Annotated in this window: 2 protein-coding genes and 2 pseudogenes; 2 read left to right on the top strand and 2 right to left on the bottom strand. The window is 43.5% G+C overall.

Annotated elements, in window-relative coordinates; genetic code table 11:
• Window positions 1-319: 319 nt before the first annotated feature.
• Both QUB12_RS24855 and QUB12_RS24850 read right to left on the bottom strand, forming a co-directional pair.
• Entirely contained in the window at window positions 320-538 is a 219-nt protein-coding gene (locus QUB12_RS24855; protein ID WP_333308855.1) for a hypothetical protein, read from the bottom strand.
• A gap of 925 nt (window positions 539-1,463) precedes the next feature.
• Window positions 1,464-1,616, bottom strand: a pseudogene (locus QUB12_RS24850) (Uma2 family endonuclease); the annotation flags it as partial.
• 1,340 nt (window positions 1,617-2,956) lie between these two features.
• Here QUB12_RS24850 and QUB12_RS24845 point away from each other — a divergent pair.
• Window positions 2,957-6,370, top strand: a pseudogene (locus tag QUB12_RS24845) (amino acid adenylation domain-containing protein); the annotation flags it as partial.
• Window positions 6,367-14,109 carry an amino acid adenylation domain-containing protein gene (locus QUB12_RS24840; protein ID WP_333308851.1) on the top strand — a complete coding sequence of 2,581 codons (7,743 nt, stop codon included), beginning with the start codon at window positions 6,367-6,369 and terminating at the stop codon, window positions 14,107-14,109. The pseudogene QUB12_RS24845 and the gene QUB12_RS24840, both read left to right, overlap by 4 nt.
• Window positions 14,110-14,197 lie beyond the last annotated feature (88 nt).

The following is a 14,197-nucleotide window of genomic DNA, read 5'->3' as shown; positions in this document are numbered from 1 at the left end:
ACTCGAGCGAATAAGCTTTCATTTTTTCTGCTGATGTACTGAATGTAGTGTACCACATTTACATGGAATTTGCTGTATATGAATAGGCTGAGGGAGCTGTAACAGTCTCCAGCTTTAAAGGGGGAAAGTGTTGTTTCCCCGCCTATCCATTTATAGAAATAGTAATTTCTTATTCCCTATCGATTTACCGGGGAATCAATCAGAAACGATCGGGCTGCCGAAGAAGCCGATCGCTCCTGGTTTCTCCGTGGTCAGCACGGAAAAATCAAAGAGTGGCAGACCTAGGAAAACTTTCGGCAATATGCGTTTTTATGCGTTTTTATGCGTTTTTATGAGATCGCCCATCACCTTTTAGCTGCTTAAACTCTTCAAATTGCGTCTTGCCGACGATCGCCAAAACATCGGTGGATGCAAGAAAGACCCACGTCGGTTGCCATCGCAAAATCTTCTTAATAGCTGAAGCTACGGCGCGAGATGAGTAGCCGATCGCCTGTTTGATTCTATGAGCTCCGTCATGGGCGATCGAGCTGTCGCTCAAGCCGATCGCTCGCTACCCAGGTGTGACGGCAGGAATTGATGCCAGTGCTGGTACGAAGTTGTCACAACAGCAGGAGCAATGTGAACAGCCGGCACAGTCGAATATCGGATAAAAATCAAGCGCCTTGACACCTAGGATGTCCCATTCATAAAGGTGCATTATTTTTTGTTTGCACGTAAAAGTCAGAGTTTGCGATCACAAAACCATTGCTTGCTAACGATTGAGAACAGCCATAACCAGTCCCAACAGGCAAATGTACGCTCGACACAAAAAAGCAGTAATTTGGCATAAAATTGCAGGCATTTGCAGGATATTTACAGAGGCATTTGCAGGTAAAGTGCAGCCCCTGCAAATGCCTGTAATCTCACTGATTTTATACTGCTTTCCGTCTGACTTTATACTGCACTTGCCTGACTTTAGGGCGCACAAAAATTAGCTATTTTTTAGCCTTTTTAACAACAAGTGAATTGATTAAATAGTCAAGTTACCGTATCTAAATTGAATAAAAAATCAAGTTTACGAAGTCTGAGAAAATTGGCAGGTAGCTAAAATTTATGAAGCGATTTTGTAGCATAGCAGCCGTTATGCCAGCCATAAAGTTGAGGCTGGCCTGTCTGGTTTTTGCGCTCCGTTGAGGCTGAAAACGAGTGTAAGGCTGACTTCGATAATAAGGCAAAATGTTGTTGTCTGGCTAACCTGACAATCAATCGACTAAAATGTTGTTGTCTCGCAGAGCTTGACAGTCGGGTAAAAATTTACCCCCTGGCCACGAGAGTCCTTGGTTTTTTAGGGAGTGACGGCGATAGCCGGATGCAGTGCAAGGTTTGCTAGATTGAGAATCCACAATTCTTGTGCGGGAAAGCCAAATTTAGCTGCATCAAGGTTGGGAATGCTGCCTGACGAACTCTACTGATAAACCCAGGGCTTATCCCACTTGCTCTGCATTCAATCCCATTCCCAACAGCCGAGGAATTGCATCAAAAAGTGCTTGTTGGGTTCTAGAGGCTCGTTCTGCACCTGTCAGCAGCAAATTGCCCTCGGTGTCCCACCACCGCAGCCATAGCATTGTCTGGTTTTGCTAGCTGTCCTGCAACAGTCCTACACTGTTCCCTAAAGTTGTAGGAACCTGAGTTCGAGAGATTATGCAAGATCCGACTTTTCCGACTTTACGATCCGACTTTTCCGACTTACAAAGGCGGGGGAGAGGAAGTATTATAGAGATCAGATGCCGTTTCACAACCTGTGGAAGCAATTAATAGACTTTCATAGCTTTTGAACGATACAGTTATAATCAGGGTTTCACGCTACACAAGGGACTTCTACTTAATTACTACCATATTGTTCAGAGCGTGTACGATCGCACGTCGAGCGTGAAATTACGGCTATTTTTTAGCTCGTAATTTACAGAATAGTGCGTCCATCATTTTTATATCAGTAAATCCCCTATGGACGGAGGGATATAAGGATGTACCAATTATCTCAAGAACTATTTGCTCTAGAGGTGAATGTAAATTGGGGCATTTCTTCTCAACCTTTTTCTACGTTACTCAGGCCCAAACCAGGAAATGTTGAATTTTTACCTTCTATGACGTTTTCTTTACACAAATTTTATTGATTTCCCTTGACAAGCATCTATCCAAAGACTTATATTAAATATGTCTAGAGATAGATGACAAATAAAACAAGCTGATAATTAAGGCTAGCAAAAAGATTAAATTGAATCTACAGGGGGTAGTGGCTCACAAAATCAGATTCTTAGTGTGATCAAGGCGTTCAAGAGCGGACGTAGGGTGCAATAGCAACGTCCGGCAAGAAATTTCGTACTGAGCTAACTTTTTGAAAGGTACCGAAAGATTTGGGAAGACAGTGGGTGCAGTTAGCTGTCTTCCAAGTCAAAGCGAGTGATCTACGAACACAACAGCAATAGCATAATTCACCTATTGCTTAACAAAATTATCCAACAATAGCAACGTGCCTAAATTGGCTGCGATTGGAACTGAAATGAGCATTGATTAGACCCCTGCCAATTGACCACACAAATTATTTAATGGCCAGGATTATGACCATTCTTAACTACAACGAAAGCACCTATCCGCAAGAAAATCCAGGGGTGATGGAAGCTGTCGCTTCAGGCATTATTCCCAACAAGTTTTAGCATTGGATAAGGTTTAACTTGATTGGATAAAAAACTTCCCGGATATTCCTGTTGGCCGTTGTAAACCTCTTATACCGAGAGCGGTATCCTGTTCTCCGTTTCTTTGCTTGATAGGGCGTTACGCCTAGGTTTTCTCGTTTAGCTTTCCTAAAACTTACGCATTTATACTCGGTTAGGGCAAGCCATTAAATTGCTACTACAAAATTGCCCTCAATTTGACGCTCGCTCTCACAGCTCTCTTATTTGTAATTGAACTTAGACACATGGTATCTCCTTTCAATGAATCAGAAATTTCAGTATTTAATCCAGAACAGCAATTTAGAAGCGAAGAAAGTTTAACAGACACCGAACGGCATAAGTTATTAGTAGAGTGGAATAACACTACAAGAGAATATCCCCACGATCGCTGCATTCATCAGTTATTTGAGGAACAGGTAAAACGGACACCTGACGCTGTGGCGGTGGTCTTTGAAGAACAGCAACTGACGTACCTCGAATTGAACGCAAGGACAAACCAACTAGCACATTACCTGCAAGGGCTGGGTGTAGTGCCAGAAATTTTGGTAGGAATTTGTGTCGAACGCTCTATTGAAATGATAGTGGGAGTCTTGGGCGTCCTCAAAGCCGGTGGCGCTTACGTTCCTCTCGACCCTGCCTATCCGTCTGAGCGCTTGGCCTTCATGCTACAGGACTCTTCTGTGCCGGTGCTGCTTACTCAATCGAAACTGATTGAGAAACTTCCCCCTCACTCGGCGTATGCTATATGCTTGGACTCTGACTGGGCAAAAATTGCTTTCCACAGCAATGAAAACGCCAGCACCACTGTTACCCCCGAGAATCTGGCCTACCTTATCTACACGTCAGGGTCTACAGGCAAGCCCAAGGGCGTGTTATTGGCGCACCAGGGGCTGTGTAATCTAGCCACAGCACAAATCCAGTTATTCAATGTGCAGGCAGACAGTCGCATTCTTCAGTTCGCCTCCTTTAGCTTCGATGCTTCGGTTTGGGAGATTTTCATGGCTTTGGTATCGGGAGCGACACTGGTCATAACAAAGCGGGAGTCTTTAATGCCGGGGTCGGCTTTGGCTGGGCTGTTGCGCGATGAAGCCATCACAACTTTTACCCTACCCCCAGCAGTTTTGGCTGTTCTGTCTCCCGAAGAGTTTTTCGCATTGCAGACAATTATTGTCGCCGGAGAAGCTTGCAGCGCAGACCTCGTGGCGCGTTGGGCACCAGGGCGTCAGTTCTTCAACGCTTACGGGCCAACAGAAGCCACCGTCTGCGCTACCGTCGCCCTTTGCAGTGATGGAAGTCAAAAGCCCTCTATCGGGCGTCCGATCGCTAACACCAACATTTATATTCTCGACACTGAGAACAAACCCGTCCCCATTGGAGTAGCAGGAGAACTCCATATCGGAGGTGTTGGGTTAGCCCGAGGATATCTCAACCGTCCTGATTTAACCGAGCAAAAGTTCATTCCTAATCCATTTAGCCACGAACCAAATTCTCGCCTATACAAAACTGGAGATTTAGTTCGTTATCTCCCAAATGGCAACATCGAATTTATTGGTCGCATCGATAATCAAGTAAAAATTCGAGGCTTCCGCATCGAACTCGGCGAAATTGAGGCCGTGTTGTCTCAACACCCAGCAGTTTTAGAAACTGCGGTCGTCGTGCAACAAGATACAGACCGCCAATATCTAACAGCCTGTATTATCCCAATAAAATCCCAACCAATTTCTCGCAGCGAGCTGCGCGGTTTTCTCTTTGAAAAACTGCCAGATTACATGATTCCAGGAGTGTTCCTGATGTTAGACACTCTGCCATTAACACCTAATGGCAAGGTAGATCGTCGGGCCTTACATAAATATGCTGAAAAGATGGCTCTAAAGGAATCAGAGATTGAACTATCTAATTTAAGGATAGACATCACCGCACAAAATCAACCGGAAGATACAGAATTAAAAATCACACGCTCAGATAGCATTGGCTCAACTTTACTTTCTTTAGTAGCAAAATTGCTACATATAGAGGTCAATGAAATAGATATATCTGCCACTTTTTTAGAACTGGGGATTGATTCACTACTTCTTTTGGAAGCTATGCGAAACATTCAAACCACCTTTGGAGTTCACGTAGAAGCTCATCAGTTTTTTGAAGACTTGGAAACAATTGATGCTTTGGCTACCTATATTGAGCAGAATATGTTTTTGGAACCGTCACAAAAAAGCTATAAAGCAAACGAATTATATCCCCTTAGCGCAAATTCATCCAATTTAGAATCTAGTAAAACCTCCCCACAATTAGCTCAGACAAAAGCATTGAACTTACCCATAGCCTTTCCCAAGGATAAACCAATGAATAGACCCAATAAAAACGTAGAGCCGGAGACGAATCTAGAAAAAATCATCTCCCAGCAGCTTCAAGTAATGTCTCAACTAATGTCTCAACAGCTAGAACTTTTACGCAGTGAGCGGCCACGCACGGAGCGATCGCATAACGAAAAAACTACAGTAACTGAGTTCGCCTCCCCCAAATCGTTCCATCAATCAGCCACAGTTACTAATCCATCTCCCGTGTGTTCTTACAATGAATGGGACCCACTTGAAGAGGTAATTGTTGGCATTGTCGATGGGGCGATGGTTCCCTCCTGGCATACCATCCATCGCGCTACAGTGCTTCCCGGTCAAGAAAAACAAATGGAGAGCTTAGCCAAGCGAACACAGAAACAGCCGCTTCCCTATCCAGAGTGGCTCGTTCAGGCTGCTACCAAGTGTGTAGATGGATTTGCTCATATTCTTGAATCCGAAGGAGTTATTGTCCGTCGTCCAGATATTGTTGATTACTCTGCCTCTTTTCGCACACCAGATTGGGAAGTAATGAATGGCTTCTGTTCAGCCAATCCCCGCGACGTTTTCTTGGTAATTGGAAATGAAATTATTGAAGCTCCGATGGCCGATCGCAGTCGTTATTTCGAGTCGTGGGCTTACCGCTCCCTACTCAAAGAATACTTAAAGGGAGGAGCCAAGTGGGTCGCTGCACCAAAACCGCAGCTACTCGATACACAATACGACCCAGATTACAAAACTCCCGCTCCAGGTGAGGAAAGGCGCTTTGTAATCACTGAGTTTGAGCCAACGTTTGATGCCGCAGACTTTGTACGCTTTGGACGGGATATTTTTGTACAGAAGAGTCATGTCACTAACAGTCTTGGGATCGAATGGGTGCGACGGCACCTGGGTGATGAATACCGAGTTCACGAGCTTCAGTCACTTTGCCCACAAGCCTTGCATATTGATACCACTCTAGTTCCCCTCGCTCCTGGAAAGGTGTTAGTAAACCCGCTTTTCATAGATGTTGACAACTTGCCTGACTACTTCAAATCTTGGGATATCCTGCTCGCACCTAAACCGAACCGAACGCCGATGACACTTTATGACACAAAAGTGATCAGTCAGTGGGTCAATATGAATGTACTCAGTCTCGACGAAGAGCGAGTTATCGTGGAAAAATCACAGGAATCTACGATTCAAGCATTAAAAGACTGGGGGTTTAAACCGATTCCTTGCGAGTTTGAAAGTTACTATCCTTTCATGGGTTCTTTCCATTGCGCGACGCTGGATGTCCGCCGACGTGGCGAACTCCGTTCCTATGAGATGGAGGAGGGTGCACTATGAACCTCAATCAATTTTTAGCTGAACTTGCCGAACGCGGTATCAAATTGTGGGTAGAAGGCGATACGTTGCGTTTTCGCGCTCCCAAGGGGGCAATGACATCAGAAGAGCGGGACTTACTGGTATTGCATAAAGCAAAAGTTATCTCGTTGCTGTCCCAAAACAATACAAGCGCGAACGGTACTAGCCAAACAATTGTACCCGTCTCAGAACAACGGGACATACCTCTGTCTTTTCCCCAAGAACAATTGTGGTTTTTGACCGAGTTAGAGCCAAATAATACTTCTTACAACGAACTATTCGCTCTACGGCTCTTGGGTTGGCTTAACATTGTCGCATTAGAGCAAAGCCTTAATAAAATCGTTGCTCGCCATGCAGCGTTACGAACCAACTTTACAACTGTCAACGGGCAGCCAGTTCAGGTGATTGCTGAAAGTTTGATTTTGGCAGGGCCAGTCATAGACTTAAGCAATCTACCTGCTAGTGACAGAGAAGTTGAAGTCCAGCGATTAGCAACGGAACAAGCCCAAAAACCCTTTAACTTAGTTAGCGACCCCTTAATCCAAACAACTGTATTTAAGCTAACAGAGACAGAACACATACTGCTTCTCAAAATTCATCATATTATCTGGGATGGTTGGTCATTAGGCATTCTGCTACAAGAGTTAGAAGCTTTCTACTCAGCTTTTTGCAATAACTTATCTCTAGAGCTACCTTCACTACCGCTTCAGTACCCAGACTATGCGGTTTGGCAACGTCAGTATTTGACTGGAGAGGTGCTAAATTCCCAACGAGCTTATTGGCAGCAACAACTGTTAGATGCACCCGCTTTATTGGAACTGCCAACTGACCGAGTGCGAGGAATAACTCAAACTTTTCGGGGAGCGCATCAAAGATTTGCACTTTCAAAGGAGCTAACTGAGAATATTATAAGTTTAAGTCGGCGGCAAAAAGTGACACTGTTTATGACGCTACTAGCCGCTTTTCAAACATTACTTTACCGTTATACAGGGCAAAGCGATCTCTGCGTAGGTACACCGATAGCTAATCGCGATCGCGCCGAATTTAAGGGTTTGATTGGATTTTTTGTTAATACGCTAGTATTACGCACTTCTTTGTCAGAGAACCCAAGCTTTGAGGATTTACTGTCTAGGGTACGGAAAGTAACGCTCGGAGCATACGCTAATCGAAACCTACCGTTTGAAAAATTAGTAGAGATATTACAGCCAGAACGCTCTTTGAGCTACACACCACTGGCGCAAGTGATGTTGGTGCTGCTTGATGAATTACCCGAAATCCAGATGGGAGGCTTAACGGTAAGTCCATTGGCGGTAGAAACTGGCATGGCGCGCTTTGATTTGGTTTTATGTGTGGAGCAAACCGCCTCTGGACTAATTGGGGAATGGGAATACAATACCGACCTGTTTGATGATGCCACAATCGCTCGGATGACTCGACATTTCCAGACTTTACTGGAAGCAATCGCAGCCAATCCACAACAGAAGATTTCTCAATTGCCTCTGCTGACACCAGCCGAGCGCCACCAGATCCACGAATGGAACAATACTTGGGCTGAATATCCCCAAGATAAGTGCATCCACCAGCTATTTGAGGAACAGGTAGAACGGACACCTGATGCGGTGGCACTGGTATTTGAAGGAGAACAACTCACATATGGGGAATTAAACCGACGCGCCAACAAATTAGCTAACTACCTGCAAAGCTTGGGAGTCGGGTCAGAAGTTTTAGTGGGCATCTGCGTTGACCGTTCCTTTGGCATGATTGTAGGAATATTAGGCATTCTCAAAGCGGGTGGTGCTTATGTCCCGATAGACCCTGCCTACCCATCTGAGCGCATCGCTTATATGCTGGATGATTCGCAACTACCAGTTCTACTGACTCAACAAAAACTGGTTGCCTCGTTACCAGAACATCAAGCGCAAGTAATTTGCTTAGATTCAAATTGGGAAGAAATCTCTACTGAGAGTGACCTTTCTCCTATCACTAGCGTGGCACCAGAGAACTTAGCTTATGTTATTTATACCTCTGGGTCAACAGGGAAACCGAAAGGAGTTGGTGTTCCTCACCGAGCAGTAAACCGTTTGGTAATCAATACAAACTACATTTACTTCCAACCTCTAGATGTAGTTGCTTTTGCTTCAAACTTTTCATTCGATGCAGCTACATTTGAGATTTGGGGAGCCTTACTGAACGGTGCGAAACTTGTTGTTATCACCAAAGATGTAGCACTTTCTCCTGATGAGTTTGTCGCTCAAATCCACTCGCAAGGCATCACCGTATTATTTTTAACTACTGCCTTATTTAATCTACTAGCGAGAGAAGTACCCTCAGCTTTGAGATCGGTACGACACCTTCTATTTGGAGGAGAAGCTGTCGAGCCTAAATGGGTGAAAGAGATACTCAAGAAAGGTTTTCCTCAGCGCTTGCTTCACGTTTATGGACCTACCGAAAACACAACATTTACTAGCTGGTACTTGGTAGAGGATGTTTCCGAAGAAGCTACAACTATTCCGATCGGTCGTCCTATTGCCAATACACAGGTTTATTTATTAGATACTCAGTTGCAACCTGTTCCGCTCGGTGTTTCTGGAGAAATATATATTGGTGGTGATGGACTAGCCAGAGGCTACTTGAACCGTCCCGATTTAACTGATGAAAAATTTATCCCCAACCCCTTCAGTAATCAACCGGGTTCTCGCCTCTATAAAACTGGTGATGTGGCTCGTTATTTACCAGATGGCAATATCGAATTCCTCGGCCGGATTGACAATCAAGTAAAAATACGAGGTTTTCGCATCGAATTAGGCGAAATTGAAGCAACATTAATCCAACACCCAGCTATACGAGAAACTGTAGTTGTTGCCACTGAAAATACCACAGACACCCAACAATTAGTAGCTTATCTCGTTCCCCCAACAGAAGTATTACTCAGCATTAGCGACCTACGTCATTTCCTCAAACAGCAACTCCCCGATTACATGATACCCAGTGCTTTTGTCACACTGGAACACTTGCCCCTTACCCCAAATGGTAAAGTAGACCGTCGTGCTTTACCCGCCCCGGAAATTCGACCGGAACTCGAATTAACTTTTGTTGCACCGCGCACTCCCTTAGAAGAAATATTAGCCAACATTTGGGCAGAGGTACTAGGAATTAAACAAATAGGAATTAATGATAATTTCTTTAGCTTGGGAGGACATTCCTTATTAGCGACTCAAATTATCTCTAGAATTGGCACAAGTTTAGCTGTGGAAGTCCCGTTGCGCCACCTATTTGAATCTCCTACTATTGCTTCACTAGCAGAACAGATTCAAATTTTACTAAGTAACGAAAACTCTGTACAAAGACCGCCTATATTACCAGTTCAACGCACAACCGAAATCCCCTTATCCTTTGCCCAAGCTAGATTGTGGTTCCTTGACCAATTACAACCAGGAAGTGGATTCTACAACATTCCGAATATTTTACGGTTGAACGGTCAACTCAATATCAGCGCTTTAGAGAATAGTATCAACGAGATTATTATTCGTCACGAAGCTTTACGGACTAACTTTACTACTCAAAATAGCAAACCTGTTCAAATTATTCAGGAAAGTCTCAAGCTGAAATTGCCAATTATAGACTTAGAAAGTTTATCTAAAGAAGAGAGAGAAATTGAAACGAAAAGATTAGTTACGCAGTTGGCAAATCAACCTTTCAACCTCCAACAAGAACCTTTACTAAGAAGTTTTTTGCTGAAATTAGGCGAACAAAATTATATCTTTGTATTAGTTTTACACCATATTATTGCTGATGGCTGGTCAATTGAGGTACTTGAAAGAGAATTAAGTACAATTTATACAGCATTATGTAATAATCAAACTCCGGTTTTACCAGAATTACCTATACAATATGCCGACTTTGCTGTTTGGCAACGCAACTGGTTAACTGGTGAAGTATTGGAAACACAACTTGACTATTGGCAACAACAACTCAAAGGGATTCCTGCTTTATTAGAATTACCGACAGACCGATCTAGACCAGCGATTCAAAGTTACCGAGGCGCACACCAATCTTTTCAACTTCCTGTTGAACTAAGTAAAGGTATTATTTCACTTTGTAAACGCATGGGAGTCACCCCATTTATGTTGCTTTTAGCAGCATTTAAAACGTTGCTTTATCGCTTATCAGGTCAAGATGATATTGTAGTAGGGACACCAGTAGCTAATCGTCATTATCATGAAATTGAAGGATTAATTGGCTATTTTGTCAATACTTTAGCTTTGAGAGCTAGTAATTTATCCTTAAATTCTAGTTTTGAAGAGTTACTGAATCAAGTTAGAGAAGTAACCTTGGGAGCATATACTCATCAAGATATGCCTTTTGAGGAATTAGTGGAATTATTGCACCCGGAACGTTCTTTAAGCCATTCACCTATATTTCAGGTAATGTTTGGGTTTGAGAATGAATCAGAATCTAACTTATCTTTACCCGGATTAAATATCAGTCCGATGGCTGTAGAATTTAGCTGGGCTAAGTTTGAATTGGATTTGTCATTCCAAAATAATAATAACGGGTTGATAGGTCTATGGGAATATAATACTGACTTGTTTGATCATTCCACTATCGCTCGGATAACAGATTATTTTCAAGCATTATTATCAGGAATTGTTGCCAATCCAAAACTGCGAATTTCCGAGTTACCTTTACTGAATGCAACCCAACAACATCAGTTGTTAATAGAATGGAATCATACTCAGAAATATTATCCTCAATATAAGTGCATCCATCAGTTGTTTGAAGGAAAAGTGGAATTAACTCCTGATGCTGTGGCGGTAAATTTTGAAGAGGAAAAAATAAGTTATGGAGAATTGAATGCAAAAGCCAATCAGTTAGCACATTATTTGCAAACTTTAGGGGTAAAACCTGAAGTTTTAGTGGGAATTTGTGTAGAGCGATCACTCGAAATGATAATTGGTTTGTTGGGCATCCTCAAAGCTGGTGGTGCTTACGTTCCCATAGACCCAGCATATCCAAAAGAACGTTTAGCTTTTATGCTAGAAGATTCTTCAGTACCAGTGCTACTGACCCAACAGAAGCTGCTCGAGAAACTTCCTCCTAATTCGGCTCGTGTTGTCTGCTTAGATTCTGATGGGGAAGAAATCTATTGCCACAGTCAAGAAAACCCTTCAAGCGAAGTGAAGCCAGAAAATTTAGCTTACGTTATCTACACATCAGGATCTACTGGAAAACCTAAAGGCGTTTTAATTGAACACAAATCGCTAGTCAATTACACGACGGTTGCGATCGCTGAATATCAAATCGAGAAGTCAGATCGCATTCTGCAATTTTCCTCAATTAGTTTTGATGTCAGCGCCGAAGAAATCTATACTAGCTTGGCATCGGGTGCAACACTGGTATTGCGTACCGATACGATGCTGGACTCCTTTGAGGGATTTTTGCAGAAGTGCCAGAACTGGGAAATAACTGTACTTGCTTTGCCAACAGCCTACTGGCATGAATTGACCCCTTTCTTGAGCCAAAAAACTCTTGCATTACCCCCTTCTTTACGTTTGGTCATTCTTGGGGGAGAAAAAGCATTGCCAGAACGACTGAAAACCTGGTTTGAATGTGTAGGACAACAAGTAGGTCTATTGAATAATTACGGCCCAACAGAAGCCACTATAGGAGCGACGATCTACGGGTTATCAGTAGACGATGCGGCATTGAGGGAGTTGCCCATCGGTCGTCCTCTTGGGAATGTCTGTACCTACATCTTAGATCGAAACCAACAACCTGTACCGATTGGCGTTCCGGGTGAGTTGCATATCGGCGGCGTTGGTTTGGCACGGGGGTATCTGAATCGTCCTGAGTTGACCCAAGAGAAATTTATCTCCAATCCCTTCAGTAATGAGCCTGGTTCCCGCCTTTACAAAACTGGTGATTGGGCTCGTTACTTACCAGATGGCAACATAGAATATATGTCCCGCATTGACAATCAAGTTAAGATTCGTGGGTTTCGCGTCGAATTAGGAGAAATTGAGGCGATCCTGGCAAAACATCCGAATGTGCGCTCAGTGACAGTCCTTGACCGAGAAGATGCACCTGGAAACAAGCGTCTCGTAGCTTATTTAGTCTCTAATCTTATTCCAGACCGCATTCCTTATCACAGTGAATGCCAACTAGAACTAAACAATAACGCGATCGCAATCCACACACAGGATATCTCCACTGGCGGTGTTGGTTTGGTGGGGATGCCAGCTATCGAGCAAGGTAAGAGCGTCCGCGTGCATATGCAACTACCTGGAGAGAGCGAACCGCGCTGGCTTTCTGGGACAGTAGTTTGGTCACGTCCACCACAGGCGGGGATTCGCTTTCATCTTACCCCGAACGAACAAGCTCAAGTTGAGCAAAGCGTAGATTATCAGTTGGACACTCAAGACTTGTGGAAAACTTTGCAGCGCACTGTAGCTCGCAACCTGCGCGACTACCTGAAACAAAAGCTACCTGATTACATGATACCGAGCGCGTTTGTGCTGCTGAAAGCATTGCCTCTAAGCCCTAACGGTAAAATAGACCGTCGCGCCCTACCGGTACCAGATAGTTTCAGCTTCTGTAATAAAACCTGTCTTGTTGCTCCCCACGACACTGTAGAATTACAGCTTTCACAAATTTGGTCAGAGGTGCTTGGTGTAGATTCAGTGGGAGTTCAAGACAACTTTTTTACCTTGGGAGGTCATTCTCTTTTAGCTGTACGCCTGATGGCACGTCTGGAACAGCAGTTTGGAAAAAATCTGCCTTTAGCAACGCTCTTTTCTAGTCCGACTATCGAACAACTAGCAATTCATCTTCGCTCGTCAACAGATTCTGGGAACTGGTCTCCATTGATACCGATTCAGTCTAGTGGCTCCAAGCGACCTTTCTTCTGCGTACCTGGAGTTGGTGGAAACGTTCTTTACTTCTACGAGCTAGCGCGTCATCTTGGTTCTGACCAACCATTTTACGGTCTCCAAGCACGAGGTCTTGATGGAGAATCAGAACCTTTCACCCAAGTGGAAGATATGGCTGCTTGCTATATAGAAGCCATACAAGCTGTTCAGAGCCAAGGTTCCTACCTACTAGGAGGGCATTCGTTTGGTGGTGTAGTTGCTTTTGAGATAGCCCAGCAGTTACAGAAACAAGGGCATGAAGTTGCTCTTGTGGCAATTATGGATACTGTAGCGCCAATTTTTAGTAAAAACTTAATCGGAGTTAATGAAAATGAGCTAGATTATACTGAATTCGCTTCCTATATGGAGTATACGTTTTATCCCAAATGGGAGTTGTCCAAACAGACTCTCGCTACCCTTATTCGAGAAAAACAATTGGATTATCTTAAAGAAAAATGGAGCGAGTTGAATTTCTTCCCTAAAGATGTAGCAAGTAAATCATTTAGGGGTTTATTGGAAGTTTACAAAGCTAATACTAAAGCTCATCGTAATTATTGTCCAAAAGAGGTAGTACCAACTCAAATTTCTGTTTTCCGCGCCAGTACAATAGATCCAATTTATGCAGTTATGGAGGAGCTACCTGAATTGCTAAAAGATCCAGTATTAGGCTGGAGCGACTTTTCTACAATTAAGGAAACTTATGTTATTCCAGGAAACCACATGACCATGATGCAAAAGCCCTATGTACAGGTATTAGCTGCACAATTAAAAACTAGCTTGAAACTAGCACAGAAATTTAGTGGCTTTACATAATAACATATCCGAAGTAACTCGGCGTTATTAAGGCTAGGTTCCTAGACAAAACTTGTCCAAATCATTTATCAATTCAATCACTAAGGTT

The sequence above is a fragment of the Microcoleus sp. B7-D4 genome (assembly GCF_036705125.1).
Taxonomy (GTDB): Bacteria; Cyanobacteriota; Cyanobacteriia; order Cyanobacteriales; family Microcoleaceae; genus Microcoleus.
The sequence above is the reverse complement of the archived record's forward strand: the minus strand, read 5'-3'. Positions and strand labels throughout refer to the sequence as shown.